Source organism: Streptomyces sp. NBC_01775 (genome assembly GCF_035917675.1).
Lineage (GTDB): Bacteria > Actinomycetota > Actinomycetes > Streptomycetales > Streptomycetaceae > Streptomyces.
This window is the reverse complement of sequence record NZ_CP109104.1, coordinates 6,440,990-6,459,928: the sequence shown is the minus strand read 5'-3', so window position 1 is coordinate 6,459,928 and position 18,939 is coordinate 6,440,990. Positions and strand designations below refer to the sequence as shown.

Annotated in this window: 18 protein-coding genes and 1 pseudogene; 11 read left to right on the top strand and 8 right to left on the bottom strand. The window is 71.5% G+C overall.

Going from position 1 to position 18,939, the window contains the following annotated elements; genetic code table 11:
• Window positions 1-41: 41 nt before the first annotated feature.
• Window positions 42-587, bottom strand: coding sequence for a nucleotide-binding domain containing protein (locus OHB04_RS28730; protein WP_326808607.1), 546 nt, complete (start codon window positions 585-587; stop codon window positions 42-44).
• Between the two features lie 359 nt (window positions 588-946).
• On the opposite strand from OHB04_RS28730, the gene OHB04_RS28725 reads away from it, so the two are divergent.
• Window positions 947-1,273: a putative quinol monooxygenase gene (locus OHB04_RS28725; protein WP_326808606.1), complete on the top strand. Its 327-nt coding sequence runs from the start codon at window positions 947-949 to the stop codon at window positions 1,271-1,273.
• Between the two features lie 197 nt (window positions 1,274-1,470).
• Here OHB04_RS28725 and OHB04_RS28720 read toward each other — a convergent pair whose 3' ends face one another.
• The 3 genes from OHB04_RS28720 to OHB04_RS28710 all read right to left on the bottom strand — a co-directional run bounded on the left by OHB04_RS28720 (window position 1,471) and on the right by OHB04_RS28710 (window position 3,911).
• A complete protein-coding gene (locus OHB04_RS28720; protein ID WP_326690539.1) occupies window positions 1,471-1,707 on the bottom strand; it encodes a non-oxidative hydroxyarylic acid decarboxylases subunit D in 237 nt (78 codons plus the stop codon).
• 81 nt (window positions 1,708-1,788) lie between these two features.
• Complete coding sequence (locus OHB04_RS28715; protein ID WP_326690538.1) at window positions 1,789-3,213, bottom strand: non-oxidative hydroxyarylic acid decarboxylases subunit C; 1,425 nt, start codon at window positions 3,211-3,213, stop codon at window positions 1,789-1,791.
• A 98-nt stretch (window positions 3,214-3,311) separates the two neighbouring features.
• Window positions 3,312-3,911, bottom strand: a complete 600-nt coding sequence (locus tag OHB04_RS28710) for a non-oxidative hydroxyarylic acid decarboxylases subunit B (protein ID WP_326690537.1) — start codon at window positions 3,909-3,911, stop codon at window positions 3,312-3,314.
• Between the two features lie 193 nt (window positions 3,912-4,104).
• Between OHB04_RS28710 and OHB04_RS28705 the strand changes: the two genes are divergently transcribed.
• Complete coding sequence (locus tag OHB04_RS28705; protein ID WP_326808605.1) at window positions 4,105-5,010, top strand: helix-turn-helix transcriptional regulator; 906 nt, start codon at window positions 4,105-4,107, stop codon at window positions 5,008-5,010.
• Here the strand turns inward: OHB04_RS28705 and OHB04_RS28700 are convergent.
• From OHB04_RS28700 to OHB04_RS41955, 3 genes are all read right to left on the bottom strand, one after another.
• Window positions 4,982-7,618, bottom strand: coding sequence for a SpoIIE family protein phosphatase (locus OHB04_RS28700; protein WP_326690535.1), 2,637 nt, complete (start codon window positions 7,616-7,618; stop codon window positions 4,982-4,984). The two genes, OHB04_RS28705 and OHB04_RS28700, sit on opposite strands and share 29 nt — an antisense overlap.
• 213 nt (window positions 7,619-7,831) lie before the next feature.
• Window positions 7,832-8,263 carry a phosphatase domain-containing protein gene (locus OHB04_RS28695; RefSeq protein ID WP_326690534.1) on the bottom strand — a complete coding sequence of 144 codons (432 nt, stop codon included), beginning with the start codon at window positions 8,261-8,263 and terminating at the stop codon, window positions 7,832-7,834.
• Window positions 8,264-8,331: 68 nt separating this feature from the next.
• Entirely contained in the window at window positions 8,332-8,736 is a 405-nt protein-coding gene (locus tag OHB04_RS41955) for a LysR family transcriptional regulator (RefSeq protein WP_405803509.1), read from the bottom strand.
• A gap of 81 nt (window positions 8,737-8,817) precedes the next feature.
• Between OHB04_RS41955 and OHB04_RS41950 the strand changes: the two are divergent.
• The 6 genes and pseudogenes from OHB04_RS41950 to OHB04_RS28660 all read left to right on the top strand — a co-directional run.
• Window positions 8,818-9,474 (top strand): annotated as a pseudogene (locus tag OHB04_RS41950) (LLM class flavin-dependent oxidoreductase); the annotation flags it as partial.
• Between the two features lie 20 nt (window positions 9,475-9,494).
• Window positions 9,495-9,800: a hypothetical protein gene (locus OHB04_RS28680; protein WP_326690533.1), complete on the top strand. Its 306-nt coding sequence runs from the start codon at window positions 9,495-9,497 to the stop codon at window positions 9,798-9,800.
• A 32-nt stretch (window positions 9,801-9,832) separates the two neighbouring features.
• Window positions 9,833-10,066 carry a hypothetical protein gene (locus tag OHB04_RS28675; protein ID WP_326690532.1) on the top strand — a complete coding sequence of 78 codons (234 nt, stop codon included), beginning with the start codon at window positions 9,833-9,835 and terminating at the stop codon, window positions 10,064-10,066.
• A gap of 6 nt (window positions 10,067-10,072) precedes the next feature.
• Window positions 10,073-10,717, top strand: coding sequence for a Clp protease N-terminal domain-containing protein (locus OHB04_RS28670; RefSeq protein ID WP_326808604.1), 645 nt, complete (start codon window positions 10,073-10,075; stop codon window positions 10,715-10,717).
• 141 nt (window positions 10,718-10,858) lie between these two features.
• Window positions 10,859-11,392, top strand: coding sequence for a hypothetical protein (locus OHB04_RS28665; protein ID WP_326690530.1), 534 nt, complete (start codon window positions 10,859-10,861; stop codon window positions 11,390-11,392).
• Window positions 11,393-11,619: 227 nt separating this feature from the next.
• Window positions 11,620-12,147: a hypothetical protein gene (locus tag OHB04_RS28660; protein WP_326690529.1), complete on the top strand. Its 528-nt coding sequence runs from the start codon at window positions 11,620-11,622 to the stop codon at window positions 12,145-12,147.
• A gap of 90 nt (window positions 12,148-12,237) precedes the next feature.
• On the opposite strand, the gene OHB04_RS28655 is transcribed toward OHB04_RS28660, so the two are convergent.
• A complete protein-coding gene (locus OHB04_RS28655) occupies window positions 12,238-13,422 on the bottom strand; it encodes a MalY/PatB family protein (RefSeq protein ID WP_326692953.1) in 1,185 nt (394 codons plus the stop codon).
• Between the two features lie 195 nt (window positions 13,423-13,617).
• Here OHB04_RS28655 and OHB04_RS28650 point away from each other — a divergent pair, with 195 nt between their 5' ends.
• The 3 genes from OHB04_RS28650 (at window position 13,618) to OHB04_RS28640 (ending at window position 18,866) form a co-directional block, all read left to right on the top strand.
• The gene (locus OHB04_RS28650; RefSeq protein WP_326690528.1) at window positions 13,618-15,027 is read left to right on the top strand and encodes an FGGY family carbohydrate kinase; all 1,410 of its coding nucleotides are present in this window, start codon (window positions 13,618-13,620) and stop codon (window positions 15,025-15,027) included.
• Between the two features lie 186 nt (window positions 15,028-15,213).
• Window positions 15,214-16,947, top strand: a complete 1,734-nt coding sequence (locus tag OHB04_RS28645) for an ABC transporter ATP-binding protein (protein WP_326690527.1) — start codon at window positions 15,214-15,216, stop codon at window positions 16,945-16,947.
• On the top strand, window positions 16,944-18,866 hold the full coding sequence (locus OHB04_RS28640) for an ABC transporter ATP-binding protein (protein ID WP_326690526.1): 1,923 nt from the start codon (window positions 16,944-16,946) through the stop codon (window positions 18,864-18,866). Before OHB04_RS28645 ends, OHB04_RS28640 begins: the two co-directional genes overlap by 4 nt.
• Window positions 18,867-18,939: the final 73 nt, after the last annotated feature.

Sequence of the window (18,939 nt, the reverse complement as noted above, 5' to 3'; positions counted from 1 at the left end):
GACCACCGACCGGTTCACATCCGCACGCGGGCCGCTGGCGGCTACAAGGCGCTCGGCCGCCCCGCCGTACAGGAAGCGGCCTCGACCCCCAGCCGGCGCACCGCCTCCACCAGCGTCCCTTCGTCACCCACATTGCCGGGCACCACGACGTACGGAACCGGCTCGGCGCCATCGAGCCTGGTCAGGTCCCAGACGCTGATCCCGGCGAGCAGTTGCCCGCGTACGCGTGCCGCGGCGGATCCCAGTCCTGTCCTGGCGGTTTCGGCCGAGGTGATGCCGCCCTTGGCGATCACGGCGGCGACCTCGCCCGACAGCTCCCGCACCGCCGCCATCAGCGCGGTCATCACGCGCTCCCCGTGGTCGAGCGTGTTGTCCTGCGCCCGGCGTTGCCGCTCGCCGGCGAGGACGGCGACGCCGTGCCGGCGCAGCTGGTCGCGCGCACGCGCCACCAGCTCGCTGCCCGCCGTGGCCGGGTCGGCGAGCGCCGCCGGGGTGGCGAGGACGACGGGGCGGATGCCGTGTTCCCGCTCCAGCGCGGCGAGTTGGGCCGTTGCGCCCGAGGTGTGGGAGCCGCAGACCACCAGCACCGGGCCGGGCGGACGGGTGAGCGGCGTCGGCAGCAGCCCCGGGCTGAGGGCCGCGGCGCAGCGGGCCCAGCGGCGCGGCGCAGCGGACGACGACCTCGCGGCCCGCGGCCCACGCCTGTTCCAGGCCCTGATGGATCAGGGCGATGTCCTCGTCCGTCACCGCGTCGGACGCGACGACCGTGCCGGGGGCGGCGTTCGTCAGCGCCCGCGCGACGGCCCGCCCGGCACCGGCGGCGTCGTCCCGTACGTCATCGAGAGGCACGGTGACAACGGGACGTCCGCCGCCCTTCTCCCGTCGCGCAGCACCTGCTTGACGGGGCTCTTCACGACGTCGTCGGCCTTTTGCAGCAGAGAGTCGAATGAGCACCTCCGCACAGTCCCCGGTGGTCGTCGTCGCCAGCTTCCGCCCGCGTCCCGAGGCGCATGACCTGGTACGGAGCGCGCTGCGTACGGCCGCCGAGCGGGTGCACGAGGAGCCGGGCTGCGAGCTGTACGCCCTGCACGAGACGGACGGCCGCTTGGTGCTCGTCGAGAAGTGGTCCACGGAGGGGCACCTGGACGAGCACGGTGGTGGCGACGCGCTGAAGGAGCTGCACGCCGCGGTCGACTCCCGGCTGCTGGCCCCGGCGGAGGTCCTCCGGCTGTCCCCGCTGCCCGCCGGCAGGCCGGAAGCCGGACAGCTGTGACCGCACACGCCGAAGCCCCCGGAAGACGTGCCGTCGGGCAGTCCGGGGGCTGACGGATTCCGGCCTGTTCTCGCCCACCCGGTCCGTCGCCGGTCGCCGGTCGCCGACGGCCGGCACCGGTCACCGACTGCCGGCACCGGTCGCCGGTTATCGGTCGCCGGTCGCTGGTCGCCGGCATGGGTCAAACGGTCACCGGTTCAACGGGGGACGAGCGGCGGCACCGCCGGCACTTCGACGGCCTCCGCGATGTCCTGCGCGGTCATCCGGAAGGTCTCGGGGTAGTGCTCCCGGTGGATGCGCCGGACCGGCTCGGTGGTGCGGAAGGTGTAGAGGCACTGCCGGCACTGGAGCACCTCCCAGACATCCGGGACGGGGGAGGTCGCCAGGGTGTCGAGGGTTTCGAACGCACAGCGTGGACAGATCTCGGGATTCACGGGATACCTCTGCTTCTCGGCCGGGGCGGTTCTCGGATGTTGTCGTGGGGTCGTGGGGTCGTGAGGTCGTGGTGGTCCGCTTCAGCGATCGGCAAGCAACGACTGGAGACGCCTGGTCCACTCGGCGGTCTCCGGCAGATCCTTGGCGGGCGTGCTGAAGTTGCCGCGCTCGTCGGGGTGCACAGGCGTTGTCGCGTCGATGATCATCTTGCTGGTGATGCCCGCCGGGGCCGCGGCGGGAGCCAGTTCGAGGACCGAGAGATTGGGGATGACGACCACGTCTTCCCGGGGGTTCACCTTCGCCGACTGGGCCCACATCACCTGCGGCAGGTTGAAGGGGTCGACGTCCTCGTCCACCACGATGACCTGGGAGACGTATCCGAGACCGTGCGGGGTGGTCATGGCCCGCATACCGACCGCCTTGGCGAAGCCGCCGTACCGCTTCCGGGTGGAGATGATCACCAGGAGTCCGTGGGTGTACATCGCGTTGACCGCCTGCACCTCGGGGAATTCCGCCCGGAGCTGCTTGAGGAGCGGCACGCAGGTGTTGGGGCCGACCAGGTAGTCGCACTCGGTCCAGGGCATGCCGATGTAGAGGGACTCGAACACCGGGCTGGTCCGGTAGGAGACCCGGTCGATACGGACCACCGGCATCCGCCGCCCGCCGGAGTAGTGCCCGGTGAACTCCCCGAAGGGGCCCTCGATCTGACGCACCCGCGACTCGATGACCCCCTCGATGACCACCTCGGCGCCCCACGGCACGTCGATGCCGGTGTGCGGCGCCGTGGCGATCGGCAGCGGTGTGCCGCGCAGCGCGCCCGCCATCTCGTACTCGGACTGGTCGTAGGCCATCGGCATGCCCGAGACGATCGGGATCACCGGGTCGTTGCCGAGCGTGATGGCGACCGGCAGGTCCTCGCCGCGCTCCTCGGCGCCGCGCAGGTGCTGTGCGATGTCGTGCATCGGCACCGGCTGGATGGCCAGGCGGTCGCGGCCGATCACCTCCAGCCGGTACGTGCCGAGGTTCTGCTTGCCGAAGTGCTCCGGGTCCTCGGGGTCACGGGAGACCACGGCGGCCTTGTCCAGGTAGAAGCCGCCGTCACCGTCGTTGAGCCGGAACAGCGGGAGGATGCCGAACAGGTCGACGTCGTCGCCCGTCACGGTGTTCTCCCGCCAGGGCGCGTCCTCGCGCCGTTCGGGGGCCACCGGGAAGGCGTCCCAGCGGCGGGCGAACTCCTCCACCTGCTCCTTGGTCGAGGTCTCCTTGGGCAGGCCGAGCGCCAGCGCGTGGTTGCGCCAGGAACCGTGCACGTTCAGCGCGATCCGGGCGTCGTCGAAGCCCTTGACGCGGTCGAAGTAGAGGGCTGGAGCGCCTTCGCCGATCCGTCCCGCCGCGTTGGCGGCGGCGGCCAGATCGGGTTCGGGCAGCACCTCGTCGGTGACCCGGAGAAGCTGTCCTTCCTTCTCCAGGGTGTCCAGGAATGTACGCAGATCGTCATGAGCCATGGCAGGCTCCTCCTCGTTCGGTAGGGGCGCGGAAGCGGTGCGGCTTCGGGGGGTGGCCGAAGCCGCGCACGGACGGGCGGACGGGCGGACGGCTGCCGTCAGCGGGTCGCCGCGGCCTGACCGTTCCGGTGTGCGGAGCGCAGCCCGGCCCAGCGCCTGGCCGCGGGCGCGGGCAGCTCGAACTGGTCGAGGACGCGGGCCACGAGGTGGTCGACGATGTCCTCGACGGTGGCCGGATGGTTGTAAAAAGCGGGCATCGGCGGCACGATGCGGGCGCCCATCCGGGCCAGCGCGAGCATGTTCTCCAGATGGATCTCGCTGAGCGGAGTCTCCCGGGGCACCAGCACCAGCCGGCGGTGTTCCTTGAGCACCACATCGGCGGCGCGCGCCACCAGGCCGTCCGCGTAACCCGCCCGGATGCCGGCCAGCGTCTTCATGGAGCACGGAGCGATGACCATCCCGTCGGTGCGGAAGGAGCCGGAGGAGATGGTGGCGCCCTGGTCCTCGGGGCCGTGGAGGACGTCCGCCAGCGCGGCGACCTCCCGCGCCGAGCGCCCGGTCTCCAGCTCGACGGTGGTGCGCGCCCACCGGCTCAGCACCAGGTGGGTCTCGACGCCGGGCAGTTCGGCGAGCAGTTCCAGCAGCCGTACTCCGAAGACCGCCCCCGTCGCCCCGGTCATTCCCACGATCAGTCGCATCCCAGTCGGTCCTCACCCTCGGGTCCCGTGTTCCCGTCCCGTCCGACGCTAGGAGCGCTTCGGCACCCGACGGCGGTATGCTCGGGACCCATGATGGGGAAAATCGGACACCTCGGGGGCGGCGGCACCGGAGCGTCCCCGTGCCGCAGCTGAGGCGGCGACGGCCGCGAGCGGAACGGGGCGGGTCGGGGCGATGACGGGGATCACCGATGTCGCCTACCGGCCCTCGCTCTCCGCTCCCATCGGCATGGACGTGCTGGACACCGCCGAACTGCGTTCCCGTGGCCGGCACCGGGCCCTCGACCTTGCCGCGCCCCAGCGCCCCGCCTTCCACCATCTGATCCACGTGCCGTCGGACGGCACCCCGCTGCCGCACACCGTGGACTTCTCGGACTACGTCATCGAGCCGGGAGGCTGGCTCCGGGTCCGCCCCGGCCAGGTGCACCAGTACGCGCGCGGCAGCGGAGCCGCGGGCCACGAGCCGCCGGCGGACAGCGTGCTGGTGATCTGGCAGCCGGGATTCGTCCCCGCCGAGCCGCCCCACGAACGGGACCCGCTGGTGCCGAAGGGTCCGCACGCCGACGCCGTCGAGCTCGCCCTGCGCCATCTCACCCTCGAACACGCCGACCTGGCCTCCATCCCGCTGGACGCCCACCTCGACACCCTGCGGATGCTGCTGTCCGTGCTGCTGCTGCGGCTCGCCCATGCCGGCCCCGCCGGCACTCCGGCAGCACGGCCGGACGGGCCCTTCCGGCGCTTCGAGGCCGCCGTCGAGCGAGATTTCCCGCGCACCCACCGGGTCGCCGACTACGCCGCGGCCCTCGGCTACAGTCCGCGCACCCTCACCCGCGCCACCCAGGCCGCCACCGGCCGCACCGCCAAGACCTTCCTGGACGACCGCGTCCTCCTGGAGGCCCGCCGGATGCTCGTCCACACGGACGCGCCCGCCTCGGACATCGGCCGCCGCCTGGGCTTCCGGGATCCGGGCGACTTCAGCAAGTTCTTCCGCAGCCGCGACGGCCGCACGCCCCTGACCTTCCGCGGCACCGCACGCGGCGAGCCGGCGCACCTCAGGAGAGGGCCTGCTCCGCCCAGATGATCTTTCCGGAGGTCGTGTGGCGCGTTCCCCAGCGCTCGGCCATCTGGGCGACGAGGAAGATGCCGCGCCCGCCCTCGTCCATCTCGGCCGCGTACCGCAGATGGGGTGAGGTGCTGCTCGCGTCGGAGACCTCGCAGAAGAGGCTGTGGTTACGGATCAGCCGGACCTGGATGGGCGGCGCGCCATAGCGGATGGCGTTGGTGATCAGCTCGCTGAGCAGCAGTTCGGTGGTGAACGCCGCCTCTTCCAGCCCCCATTCCGCGAGCTGCTGGGTAGCCGCGGTACGTACCGGTTCCACCGCCGCCGGGTCGGGCTCGACGTCCCATCGCGCGACCTGGTCGTTGTGGAACAGCCGGGTGCGTGCCACCAGCAGGGCGACGTCGTCGGCCGGGTGCCTGGGCAGCACCGTCTCAAGGACCTCCGTACACGTCTGCTCCGGCGTCGGGCCGCTGCTGAGGAGCGCCTGGCGCAGGAGGTCGAGGCCGACGTCGATGTCCCGTCCGCGGTCCTCGACGAGGCCATCGGTGTACAGGACCAGACGGCTGCCCTCGGGAAGCTGCCGCTCCGCGGCCTCGAAGCGCAGACCGGCTCCCATACCGAGCGGCGGGCCAGGAGGCAGCTCCAGGAATTCCACGCTCCCGTCCGGGGTGATCAGCGCGGGAGGCGGCTGCCCGGCACGGGCCAGGGTGCAGCCGCCGCCGATCGGGTCGTAGATCGCGTACAGGCAGGTGGCCCCCGAGACCGGGGTCCGGCTGCGGGCGGTCTCCTCCTGATCGGCGCGGGTGACCAGCTCATCCATCCGGGCGAGGAGTTCGTCGGGCGGCAGGTCCAGCGCCGAGAGGGTGTGGATGGCCGTGCGCAGCCGGCCCATGGTGGCCGTGGCCTGGAGGCCGTGGCCCACGACGTCACCCACCACCAGCGCGACGCGGAAACCCGTCAGCGGGATCACATCGAACCAGTCCCCGCCGACCAGGGCCTGGGCGGGCAGGTAGCGGTGCGCCACCTCCAAGGCGGGGTGGGTGATGTTGGCGCGGGGAAGCAGACTCTCCTGGAGCGTCACGGCGGTGGCGTGTTCGCTGGCGAAGCGGCGGGCGTTGTCCACGCCCAGAGCTGCCAGGGCGACGACTTCCTGGGCGAGGAAGAGGTCCTCCTCCCCGAACGGCTCGGAGCCGCTGCCGCGCCAGAAGTTGACCATCCCCAGGAGCACTCCGCGAGCGCGCAGCGGGACGAGGATCAGGGAGTGGATCCCGTAGTCGATGACGTGCTGCGCCTGTTCCTCGTCCACCGCCATCCACGCGCGGGAGGCGGTGCGCAGATCCGTCATGAGGACGCCGGGGCCACCGCCGAGCACCGCGGCCTGCGGCGTGGTCGGCGGCAGGGTGAGCCGGGTACCCGCGGGGAAGAACGGGTGGTCGTCACGGACCCCGTGGACCGCGACCCGGTGCACCGGGACCAGGCCGTGGACGAGGACCGGTTCCTCGCCCCGCAGCACGGGCTCCACCAGGTCGACGCTGGAGAAGTCGGCGAGCCGGGGCACCACCACCCGCACCAACTCCTCCGCCGTCCGGGTCACATCCAGGGTCGTGGCGATGTCCGCGGCGGCGTCGTAGAGCAGTTTCAGGTGGCTGCGGGCGGTCTCGGCCTTGCCGGTCAGGGCTTGCAGCTCGGTGGAGTCGCGCAGCGTCACCACGGTGCTGCCCCCGGCCCCGTAGTCGTCGGTGCGCCGCTGATTCACGGCGAGCAGACGGTCACCGACCATGATCATCTCGTCGGTGGCCACGCGCCCCGAGGCCAGCAGTGCCGCGGTGCGCGGGGGCAGTCCGAGCTGGTCCACGTTGGTGCCCTCGGCTTCCGCCGGCAGATCCAGCAGGCGGCGGGCCTCGTCGTTGGCCAGCGTCAGCCGCCGCTCGCCGTCCACGATCAGTACACCTTCGCGTACCGCGTGCAGCACCGCGTCGTTGTGCTGGTACTGACGGGCGATCTCGGCCGGGTCCAGGCCGAGCGTCTGACGTCGCACCCGGCGCGCCAGCAGTACCGAGCCGACGGTGCCGATCGCCAGCGCCAGCACCGCCAGCCCGACCAGAATCGGGATCTGGTTCGACGTCTGCGCGCTGACCTGACGAAGCAGGATGCCGACCGAGACCAGACCCACCACCCGGCCGTCGTCCTTGATCGGCACCACGGCACGCACGGATTCGCCCAGCGTGCCCTCGTAGGTCTCGGTCAACGACTTTCCGCGCCGGGCCGCATCGATGTCGCCGAGGAAGCGACCTCCGATCCGGGCGGGGTCCGGATGCGTGAAGCGGATCCCGGCGGGGCTCATGAAGACCACGAAACTGGTTCTGGTGTCCTTCTGCACGCTGGTCGCCACGGGCTGGAGTGTGCGGGAGGGATCGGAGGACCGGGCGGCGGCGACCACCCCGGGGGACCGGGCGAGCGTCCGGCTGATCGCGAGCACCTTGTCACGGCTGTCGGTGTTGGCGGCCCGGATCGAGGAGCTGATGCTCACCGCGGCGCCGATGCCGACGACGAGCACGATGACCCCGACCTGGAAGAGCAGCATCTGCCCTGCCAGACGCCACCCACCCCGTGCAAGGACAGGTCTCATGTCGTCACACTCTCACTCGCCTGAAAGCGACATTATGCCTAACACTGGCTTTTTGCATGACGATCCGGATATGGACACGCTTGGCCGCCCGGTTGACCGCACCCGCGCGGGGGACCACGGCCCGGCCCGGCTCGGACGGCCCGGACAGCCGGACAGCCGGACAGCCGGACAGCCCGGACGACGCCGCGTGAGACCGGAGGCGTGGCCGACCGGTCAGTCCCAGCCGGGTACGACCGTCGTGGGGATGCCCTCCTCGGTCCACAGCTCCAGGACGTGGGGGTTGTCGTCCCAGGCGTGCACCGGCCGGAAGCGGCGGCGGATGCGGGCGAGGATGTCCCGCTTCACTTCGTAGTCCGGCCGGCCGTCCCCCGTGGCGCGCATCCACATCGCGTCCGAGGGCACGCCGTGAAGGGCGAGCCACATGGCGGTGTGCGGCCGGTAGCGCACGGAACGGGCCGTCACCACCAGCACCGCCAGGCCGTTCTGGTGCGCGGTGTGTGCCGCGTCGATGACGTGCTGGTGGGGCGGGCAGTCCACGGACGCGGTATGGAAGGCGTGGAATCCGCCGGGGCCGTCGAGAAGGTGGCGGATCTCGCGGACGTCACACAGAGTGCCGTCCACATCGAAGATCACGGCCTCTCGCATGGCGCCTCTGTCCCCTCCCGTCGCACACCGCCGCCTCGCACCGCGTCATCGTTGCATGGCCCGGCAGGTCAGGCGAAGGCGTCGGCCCCGGTCAGGTCGGCGGAGAGCCGCCACAGCCGGGCGGCGTTCTCCGGTTCGGTCGCCCACGGGGCCACTCCCCAGCCCGCGGGCGGGCCGGAGGGCGCGGGTTCGGCGATGTCGCAGTTCTCGCAGTACACGCCGCCCGGCCCAGCCAGGAGGGGCGAGGTGGCGGCCCACACCTGGGTGGCGGCGGGCTGCACGATGTGCAGCCGTTCGGCGGCCCTGCCGAAGCGCAGCCCCTCCGCGACGGTGACGAAATAGCGCAGCGCTCTCAGCTCCAACCGGCTCCCCCTTCCCGGCCCGCCCGGCTCTCTCTCCGGCCCGGCAGCCGCACAGCCCCGCAGCCCCGCAGCCCCGCAGCCCCGCAGCCCCGCAGCCCGCGCGACCCTCACAGGTCACCCATCACATGTCGTGATCGGTCTGCGGGGCGAACGCCTCTGGTTCGGCCCCGATTCCCGGGCTTGACTCACGGCATGCGAATCGGAGTGCAGATCGTGGAAGAGGGCGCGAGCCCCCGCCGGATGGCCGAGGAGGCGCGCGGAATCGCCGCGCGCGGCTTCGCGCACGCCTGGCTGGGCCAGAGCCCGGGCGGTGTCGACCCGTTGAGCGTGCTGGCGGCGGCCGGGGAGGCGGGAGCCGCCGGATTCGAGCTGGGTACGGCCGTCGTACCCACCTACCCCCGGCACCCGGTGAATCTGGCCGCGACGGCGCTGACCGTGCAGTCGCTCACCGGCGGCAGGCCGACGCTCGGCGTCGGGCCGAGCCACCGGCGGTTCGTGGCGGACCGGCTCGGCCTCGACTACGGGAGTCCGGCGGCACACACCCGCGAGTACCTGGAGATTCCGCGCCCGCTGCTGCGCGGCGAGTCCCTGGAGTACCGGGGGGAGCACCTGACGGCGGTGGCGCGTGCGACCGCGGTGGCCGGTCCGACCGCGGTGGCGGGCCGGGACGCGGTGGGCGGGGGTGCCGCGCGACTTGCCGCGCCCCGCGTCCTGTTGGCGGCGCCGGGGCCCCGGATGCTGCGGATCGCGGGCGAGTTGGCGGACGGAACGGTGGCCGTGCGGGTGCGGCCCCGGATGGTGGGCGAGTACCTCGTGCCGCACCTCGGGGCCTCGGCGCCGGCCGGGTCCCGGCCCGGGTCGCGGTGGCGGTGTTCGTCGCCGGCACGGCCGAGCCCGCCCGGTTGCGCGACGAGATCGCGACCCGGTTCGCCGGAGCCGGGCAGGTGCCCGCCTACCGCGCCCTCATGGAGCGCGACGGGCTCACCTCGCTCGCCGAGACCCTCGTGGCCGGGGACGAGGCGCGGGTCGAACGGGAGCTGGAGTCCTACCGGTCGGCGGGGGCAACCGATCTGCTCGTCCTGCCCTGCGACTCGCCCCACGAGCGGGAGCGCACGCTCTCCTTCCTCGCGTCCATGGCCGCGCGGCACCCTCCGGCTGACGTCAATCAGGGTTGACACAGCTGCCCTGTCATCCTAAGTTGACAGCCATGGCAGGAGCTGAAGCGAACGAGGCGGTGGACACCGCCGAGGCCGCCATGAACGGCGATCCGGCGGTCGGACTGCGGGCCGTCGCCGCGCTGCGGCGGCTCGCGGAGCGCCTGGAGGCGCTCCAGGTCGACAGCGCGCGGCGCCGGGGCTGGTCCTGGGACGAGATCGGCGCGGCCCTCGGGGTCAGCAGGCAGGCCGTACACAAGAAGCACGCGAAGCGAACGGGGAGGTAGGAGCCGGTGTTCGAAAGGTTCAGCAAGGAAGCGCGGGAGACCGTCATCCACGCGCAGGACGAGGCAAGGTCCCTGGGACACCGCTGGATCGGCACCGAGCACCTGCTGCTCGCGGTGCTGCGCCGCCCCGATCAGCCGGGCGCCGCGACACTGGCGCGGATCGGCGTCACGGCGGAGGCGTGCCGCGCCGCCGTCGCGGGCGTGGTGACGGGGGAGGACGAGCCCCTCGGCCCCCAGGACGCACAGGCGCTGCGCGCGCTGGGGATCGACCTGGAGGAGATCCGCAGGCGGGCCGAGGAGTCGTTCGGACAAGGGGCGCTGGACGCGCCGCTGGGCGACCCCGGCACAAACTCCCGGCGCACGGGGCGCTTCGGGCGCGAGGACACCACCGCACGGAGCGGGGCCGGAAAGCGGGGCGGGACAGGAAAGGTGAGCGGCCATGTGCCGTTCGCGGCGCGGGCGAAGAAGGTGCTGGAGCTGGCGCTGCGCGAGTCGGCGGCGCGCAAGGACCGGCGCATCGGCGTGGAACACGTGGTACTCGGACTGCTGCGCTCCCAGGACAACATCTCCCTCGCCGTGCTGGAGCGCCTCGGCGTCGACCCCGACGACATGCGTGAGCTGGTGCTGAACGACCTGCGCGACGCCGCCTGACCCCCTCGGGACAAGCCCGCACAGAAGCATGGCAAACGCGTACAACCCCTCTGCACCTCAAGGTGTCTTACTGGGTATCCGGCGCATCAACCGCATGCCTCGGATGTCAACTTTCATGGTGAAAGAGGGGGAAATATCGCTATGCGTTCGACACGGTATGCGAAGGGCGCGTTCGTCGCCGCCACCTGTGCACTGGTGCTCGCTCCGGCCGGTGCGGCCTACGCGGGCAGCGGCCCGGCCACCGGGCCGTCCAACAAGACCCTCACCCGCACCACCGCCCCCTCCCCCGAGGGGAACCCGGCCAGCAAGCTGGCCCAGGCGGCCGGTGTCTGTGACGACGCGGTGGCGATCGGCACCACGGGTCTGATCAAGAAGAACGGGGCGACGATCGCCTCGGTCAAGCAGTTCTACTCGAAGAAGTGCAACACGAACTACGGCTATGTGTGGGTGTGGGAGAGCTTCCGCAAGACCGCCGCTCCCTACGACGTGACCGCCGGCGTCTACAACTACGACGACGACGCGACGTACGGCAAGAAGGAGTGGAAGGCCACCAAGCAGCAGGAGTTCTGGTCCGACCAGGCCAACACCGTCGACCACTGCACCTCCGGTGTCGGCACCCTGCGTCCGGCCGGTACGCCGCAGCCGCTCCAGGCGTTCTCGCAGAAGCGCTGCTGACCCACAGCCGGCAACACCGGGGGCCGGGCACCACTTTGAGTGGCGCCCGGTCCCTTCGCGTGCGCGTGTGCCGCCCGGTACGGGTGCCGTCCGGCGCGGATGTCCGGCTCCGCGCGACCCGCCGGACGGGCGCCAATACTCGCCGACAGTGATGCCCGATCTTACTGTGATGTTCCGGTGCGATCTCTATGCCCGGAAAATCCAGCTCTCCCTCAAGGAGGAGATCCATGCGCACCACTGTGTCCTCGAAGGGCGGCCTCGTAGCCGCCGCTTGCCTGCTGGCCCTGCTGCCGACCGGTGCCGCCAACGCGGGCGACGCCCCGCCGCCGGCCGGGCACCGCGAGCTGGCGAAGACCGAGGCGATGCCCGAGGGCAACCCGTCCAGCCACGCCGCCCAGGCCGCCGGCGTCTGCAACGACGCCTACCAGATCGGCAAGACCGGCCACATCGAGCGCAAGGGCGAGATCATCGCCTCGGTCAAGCAGTTCTACTCCAAGAACTGCCACCGCAACTACGGCTACCTGTGGGTGTGGGAGAGCTTCCGCGCCAAGCACCGCAGCTACTCGGCCAACATCGCGGTCCACGACTTCCGCACGAACGAGCTGGTCGGGCTCCGCAGCTGGAGCGGTACCCATCAGCAGGAGTTCTGGTCGTACCCGGCCGACACCGTGCGCGACTGCACCGCGGCGCGCGGTGTCGTCCGCGCGCCGGGTGACCAGAACCAGAACTTCGCCTACTCCTCGAAGGTCTGCTGAGCCCGCACCCCATCCGAAGGGGCCCGCGACCGCCTGCCGGTCACGGGCCCCTCGTGCGTTCCGGTCACGGGCCCCACCTGCGTTCGGCCGTCACACTGCGAAGGCCATCCGCCGCACCGCCTCCCGGAGGATCCGAGGCGAGGTGGCGAGGTTGAGCCGGACATGGCCGGCGCCTCCGGTGCCGAACGAGGGGCCGGAATTGAGCGCGACGCGCCCCCGCTCCAGGAAGGCCGCGGCCGGATCGTCGCCCAGCCCCAGCTCCCGGCAGTCGAGCCAGGCCAGGAAGGTGCCCTCGCCGGGGACGTAGCGCACCTCGGGCAGGTGCTGGGCGAGCAGTTCCGTCAGCAGGACGCGGTTGTCCGCCAGCCCCTCCAGCAGGCTGTCGAGCCAGCCGGTGGCGTGCCGCAGCGCGGCGGCGTGGGCGATGATGCCCACGTGGCTGGGGCCGTGGCTGACCTCTTCCGGCATGGTGGCCAGCTCGTCCGCCGCGCCGGTGCCCGCGACGGCCAGCGCCGCCTTCAGCCCGGCGAGGTTCCACGCCTTGGAGGCCGACATCAGCGAGAAGCCCGTCTCGCCGCCGGGCACCGAGAGATACGGCACGTGCCGCGCACCGCGCAGCGTCAACGGCGCGTGGATCTCGTCGGCGACCACCCGTACCCCGAAGCCGCCGGCCAGTGCCGCCACCCCGGCCAGCTCGTCGGCCGTGTGCACGGTGCCGGTCGGGTTGTGGGGGCTGCACAGCAGGTAGGCGGCGCGGTGTCCGCCCTCGGTGGCCCGGGTGAAGGCACTCTCCAAGGTGGCCGGATCCAGTCGCCCGGCGGCGTCCAGCGGGGCTTCGATCACCCTCCGGTCCATGTGCGTCACGAACTGATAGAAGGGCGTGTAGACGGGGGCGTTGATCACCACCGGGTCGCCGGGCGAGGTGACCAGCTTGAGCATCTCGACGACGCCCAGCATCACATCGGGCACGATCGCCGTACGGGAGACCGGGAAGTCCCAGTCCCAGCGCTTCCGGGCGAAGCCGGCGAGCGCCTCCGCGTAGTCCGCCGGGCCCGCCGGGTAGCCGGTGTCACCCAGCCGCAGCGCCTCGCGGACCGCGTCGGCGACCGGCTCGGCGACCGGCACGTCCATCTCGGCGACCCACAGCGGCAGCACATCCGGTTCGTAGACGCGCCACTTCGCGCTCGTACGACGGCGCAGGTCCTCCAGAGCGCACTGTCCCAGCGGGTTGGGCGGCCGTCCGCCCGGGGGGTCCGGTTCTTCCAGGTCGTCCATGCCGGTGGTGCGCAACTGACCCTCATTCCTGCCGTGGCCGAAGCCGATGTCCGGCGTCTCCTCGCCTCCGCGTCCGCGTACAGCCGTACCCGCGTACAGCCGGACCCGCGTACAGCCGTATCCGTGTTCGGTCCGGCCGCCTTCGAAACAGGGGTCGAGCCCCGGTACGGGGATGTATGAGGCATCATTCCGGCCATGGGGATAGTCGCCGGACTGGACAGCTCAGCCGAGTACACAAGCATCGTCGTCTGCGACACGGACACGGGCGGGGTCATCAGGCACGGCCACGCCGAGCACACGGGCGAGCGCGACGACCCCCAGTCCTGGCTGATCTCACTCGGCAAGGCCGCCAGCACGGGGCAGCTCGCCGATGTCCAGGCCATCGGCGTCGCCGCGCAGCAGCAGGGCCTGGTCGCTCTGGACAACGGCGGGAACCCCGTGGGCCCCGCGCTGCTGGGCAACGACCGGCGGGTGCAGACGGCCGCCGCCGACCTGGTGGAGACGTTCGGCGGGCGCGAGGCATGGGCACAGGCCGTGGGCACCGTGCCGCAGGCGGCGCACCCGGTGACCAAGCTGCGCTGGCTCGCGCGCGAGCATCCGGAGGCCGCACAGCACGTCGCCGAGGTCATGCAGCCGCACGACTGGCTGGTGTGGCAGCTGCTGGGCCGTCCCGCGCGCCGGGTGACCGACCGCGGTGACGCCTCGGGCACGGGATACTGGTCGGCCGCCACCGAGTCCTACCGCACCGACCTGGTCGAGCTGGCGCTCGGCCACCCGGTCGGGCTGCCCGAGGTCATCGGCCCCGCGCAGCCGGCGGGCCAGACGCCCGAGGGGCTGCTGATCTCGGCGGGAACGGGCCAGACGATGGCGGCGGCCTTCGGGCTGGGGGTCGGCATCGGCGACGCGGTCATCTCGCTGGGCGCCACCGGCTCGGTGTGCGCGGTCCATCACGAGGCGCTCATCGACCCGGCCGGCACCATCACCTCGTACGCCGACGCGACGGGCATGCACCTGCCCGTGGTGCGCACCCTCAACGCGACGCGGGTGCTGCGCGGCGCCGCCGGGATGCTGAGCACCGACCTGGAGGGGCTGTCCGAGCTGGCCATGCGCTCGACCCCCGGCTCCTCGGGACTGGTGATGCTCCCCTATCTGGAGGGCGAGCAGACACCCGAACTCCCGCACACGGCGGGCTCCTTGCACGGGCTGCGGCGCGAGAGCATGCAGCCGGAGTTCCTGGCGCGGGCCGCCGTCGAGGGCATGCTGTGTGGGCTGGCCGACGGGCTGGAGGTGCTGCGCAGGCGGGGCGTGGGCGTCCGGCGGGTCTTCCTGCTGGGCCAGGCCGCGGAGCTCGGCGCCGTCCGGGCCGCGGCCCCGGGGCTGCTGGGGGCGCAGGTCGTGGTGCCCGAGCCGGCTCCCTACGCGGCGATCGGCGCCGCGCGCCAGGCCGCCTGGGCACTGTCCGGCTCGACGCAGCCGCCGCAGTGGCCGGCCGCGTCCTGCCAGGTGTTCGAGGCGGGCGAGCAGGAGCTGTCGATGGGCCAGGCCGTACGGCAGCAGTACGTGACGGTGCGGGAAGAGATGTACCCGGGCGCGCTCCCGGCGTAGCCGCCACGCCCCCGTCGCGGACGCGGTCTCGTGCCGTCCGGTTCAGCTCGCAGCGATAGCCGTACCTTTTGCCGGGACTTGGCCGTGGAAGCACCGGAAAGAATCAAAAATAGGGCCTGCTTTCCGACCACACGCTTGTACGCTCTTCCACTTCCGTCACCTCACTGATCCACCGAGGAAATCCGTGTGCTGATCCGCCTTCTCCGCGCCCGGCTGCGCCCGTACAAGCAGCCGATCGCGCTTCTCGTACTGATGCAGCTCATACAGACCTGCGCCACGCTCTACCTGCCCACGCTCAACGCCGACATCATCGACCACGGTGTCGTGAAGGGCGACACGGGCTACATCCTGCGCTACGGCAGCCTGATGCTGGCCGTCTCCGTGGTGCAGGTCGTCTGCAACATCGCCGCGGTGTTCCTCGGGGCCCGCACCGCCGCCGCGCTGGGACGCGACATCCGCGCGCACGTCTTCGACCGGGTGCAGGCGTTCTCCGCCCGCGAGGTCGGCCAGTTCGGGGCCCCGTCACTGATCACCCGCACCACCAATGACGTGCTCCAGGTGCAGATGGTGACGCTGATGGCCTTCACGCTGATGGTCACGGCGCCGATCATGTGCTTCGGCGGCATCTTCATGGCGCTCGGCCAGGACGTACCGCTCTCGGCCGTGCTCCTGGGCGTGGTGCCCGTGCTGGGTATCGCGGTCGGTCTGATCGTCCGCCGTATGCGCCCGCTCTTCCGCACCATGCAGGAGCGGCTGGACAACGTGAACCGGGTGCTGCGCGAGCAGATCACCGGTGTCCGTGTCATCCGCGCCTTCGTCAAGGACGAGTACGAGCGCCGCCGCTTCCACGAGGCCAACAGCGGCCTGACCGATGTGCAGTTGCGCACCGGGCAGCTGATGGCGCTGATGTTCCCGGTCGTGATGACCGTCGTGAACATATCCAGCGTCGTCGTGGTCTGGTTCGGCGCGCGCCGTATCGACAGCGGCGACATCGAGATCGGCGCCCTCACCGCGTTCCTCGCGTATCTGATGCAGATCGTGATGTCCGTGATGATGGCCACCTTCATGTTCATGATGGTGCCCCGCGCCGAGGTCTGCGCCGAGCGCATCCAGGAAGTGCTGGACACCGACTCCAGCGTCGTACCGCCCGCGGACCCGGTGCGTACGCTGCGCCGGCACGGGCAACTGGAGCTGCGCGGGGCCGGGTTCGGATACCCCGGCGCCGAGGTGCCCGTCCTCCACGACATAAGCCTGCTGGCGCGGCCGGGCGAGACCACGGCGGTCATCGGCTCGACCGGCAGCGGCAAGTCCTCCCTGCTGGGCCTGGTGCCACGGCTGTTCGACGCGACGGCCGGGCAGGTCCTGGTGGACGGCGAGGACGTGCGCACCCTCGACCCCGACCTCCTCGCGAGCACGGTCGGGCTCGTGCCGCAGCGCCCGTACCTCTTCTCCGGCACCGTCGCCTCCAACCTGCGCTACGGCCGCCCCGAGGCGAGCGACGAGGAGCTGTGGCAGGCCCTGGAGGTCGCCCAGGCCAAGGACTTCGTCGAGCGGATGGACGGCGGGCTGGAGGCGGAGATCTCCCAGGGCGGCAGCAACGTCTCCGGCGGCCAGCGGCAGCGGCTGGCGATAGCGCGAGTGCTGGTGCACCGGCCCGAGATCTACCTGTTCGACGACTCCTTCTCCGCGCTGGACTACGCGACCGACGCGGCCTTGCGCTCCGCGCTCGCCCGGGAGACGGCGGAGGCGACGGTCGTCATCGTCGCGCAGCGCGTGTCCACCATCCGGGACGCCGACCGCATCCTCGTGCTCGACGAGGGCCGCGTCGCGGGCGTCGGGGGGCACCACGAGCTGATGGAGGACAACGAGACCTACCGGGAGATCGTGCTCTCCCAGCTGACCGAAAGTGAGGCCTCATGAGCGGGCCAGGGGGAATGGCGGGGGCGCCGCACCAGCGGTCGATGGACTTCAAGGGCTCGGGAAAGCGGCTGCTGGCCCAGTTCAAGCCGGAGCGCGCCTGGCTGCTGGTGATGCTGCTGGTCGTGGTCGTCAGCGTCGGCCTGAGCGTGCTCGGGCCCAAGATCCTCGGCCATGCGACCGACCTGATCTTCGGGGGGTTCATCGGGCAGAAGCTGCCGGCCGGCCTCACCAAGGAACAGGCCCTGGAGGGGCTGCGCCACAAGGGGCAAGGCGGCATGGCCGACATGCTCTCCGGTATGGACTTCACCCCGGGCCACGGCATCGACTTCGGCGCGATCGGCGAGGTGCTGCTGGTCGTGGCCGCCGTCTACACGGCAGCCGGGCTGCTGATGCTGTGGGCGGGACGGATCTCGGCCCGCGCGATCGCCAACACCGTCTTCCGGCTGCGCGAGCAGGTCGAGGCGAAGCTGTCGAAGCTGCCGCTGTCCTACCTGGACAAGCAGTCGCGCGGCGAGGTGCTCTCCCGGGTCACCAACGACATCGACAACCTCGGGCAGACGCTCCAGCAGACCTTGGGCCAGCTCGTCAACTCGCTGCTGACCATCGTCGGCGTGCTGGCCGTGATGTTCTGGATCTCGCCGCTGCTGGCGCTGGTCGCGCTGGTGACCGTGCCGCTGTCGGCGCTGGTCGCCACCCGGGTGGGCAAGCGGGCCCAGCCCCAGTTCGTGCAGCAGTGGAAGTCGACGGGCAAGCTGAACGCGCACATCGAGGAGATGTACACCGGACACGCCCTGGTGAAGGTCTTCGGGCGGCAGCGCGAGTCGGCCGAGGTCTTCGCCGAGCAGAACGACGCCCTCTACAAGGCCGGGTTCAAGGCGCAGTTCATCAGCGGGATCATGCAGCCCGCGATGATGTTCGTGGGCAACCTCAACTACGTCCTCGTCGCCGTGGTCGGCGGACTGCGGGTCGCCTCGGGCAACCTGTCGATCGGTGACGTCCAGGCGTTCGTGCAGTACTCACGGCAGTTCAGCCAGCCGCTCACCCAGGTCGCGTCGATGGCGAACCTGATCCAGTCCGGAGTGGCCTCGGCCGAGCGGGTCTTCGACATCCTCGACGCGGAGGAGCAGTCCCCCGAGCCGGACAAGGCGCACGCCGAGCGGCCGTCCGAGGCGCTGGGCCGGGTGGAGCTGAAGAACGTCTCGTTCCGCTACACCGAGGACAAGCCGCTGATCGAGGACCTGTCACTGGCGGTCGAACCCGGTCAGACGGTGGCCATCGTCGGCCCCACAGGGGCGGGCAAGACCACCCTGGTCAACCTGCTGCTGCGGTTCTACGAGGTGCGCGAGGGCCGCATTCTGCTGGACGGCACCGACATCGCCGCCATGGACCGCGAGGAGTTGCGCGAGGGCATCGGGATGGTGCTCCAGGACACCTGGCTGTTCGGCGGCACCATCGCCGAGAACATCGCCTACGGGGCGCAAGGTGCCACGCGCGAGCAGGTGGAGGAGGCCGCGCGCGCCGCGCACGCCGACCGCTTCATCCGCACGCTCCCCGACGGCTACGAGACGGTGCTGGACGACGAGGGCACCGGGGTGAGCGCGGGCGAGAAGCAGCTCATCACGATAGCCCGAGCGTTCTTGTCCGACCCGGTGATCCTGGTGCTGGACGAGGCGACCAGCTCGGTGGACACCAGGACCGAGGTCCTCATCCAGCGCGCGATGGAGCGCCTGGCCTCCGAGCGCACCAGCTTCGTGATCGCCCACCGCCTCTCCACGATCCGGGACGCGGACGTGATCTTGGTGATGGAGAACGGCTCGATCGTCGAACAGGGCACCCATGAGGCCCTGCTGGACGCGGACGGCGCGTACGCGGGCCTGTACAAGGCGCAGTTCGCGGAGGCGGTGGCGGAGGTGGACTGAGCGCACCTCCGCCCTGATTCGGGGCCTGGCTGGGCTACGTGGCCAAGTCCCGACCGTGACCGGTCGGCGTTCA

Bases quoted from the DNA above. Each gene is read 5' to 3' on its own strand.
- OHB04_RS28725 (WP_326808606.1), top strand. From the start codon at position 947: ATGAGCACCTCCGCACAGTCCCCGGTGGTCGTCGTCGCCAGCTTCCGC.
- OHB04_RS28715 (WP_326690538.1), bottom strand. From the start codon at position 3,213: ATGGCTCATGACGATCTGCGTACATTCCTGGACACCCTGGAGAAGGAA.
- OHB04_RS28710 (WP_326690537.1), bottom strand. From the start codon at position 3,911: ATGCGACTGATCGTGGGAATGACCGGGGCGACGGGGGCGGTCTTCGGA.
- OHB04_RS28705 (WP_326808605.1), top strand. From the start codon at position 4,105: ATGACGGGGATCACCGATGTCGCCTACCGGCCCTCGCTCTCCGCTCCC.
- OHB04_RS28700 (WP_326690535.1), bottom strand. From the start codon at position 7,618: ATGAGACCTGTCCTTGCACGGGGTGGGTGGCGTCTGGCAGGGCAGATG.
- OHB04_RS28695 (WP_326690534.1), bottom strand. From the start codon at position 8,263: ATGCGAGAGGCCGTGATCTTCGATGTGGACGGCACTCTGTGTGACGTC.
- OHB04_RS28675 (WP_326690532.1), top strand. From the start codon at position 9,833: ATGGCAGGAGCTGAAGCGAACGAGGCGGTGGACACCGCCGAGGCCGCC.
- OHB04_RS28665 (WP_326690530.1), top strand. From the start codon at position 10,859: ATGCGTTCGACACGGTATGCGAAGGGCGCGTTCGTCGCCGCCACCTGT.
- OHB04_RS28660 (WP_326690529.1), top strand. From the start codon at position 11,620: ATGCGCACCACTGTGTCCTCGAAGGGCGGCCTCGTAGCCGCCGCTTGC.
- OHB04_RS28655 (WP_326692953.1), bottom strand. From the start codon at position 13,422: ATGGACGACCTGGAAGAACCGGACCCCCCGGGCGGACGGCCGCCCAAC.
- OHB04_RS28650 (WP_326690528.1), top strand. From the start codon at position 13,618: ATGGGGATAGTCGCCGGACTGGACAGCTCAGCCGAGTACACAAGCATC.
- OHB04_RS28640 (WP_326690526.1), top strand. From the start codon at position 16,944: ATGAGCGGGCCAGGGGGAATGGCGGGGGCGCCGCACCAGCGGTCGATG.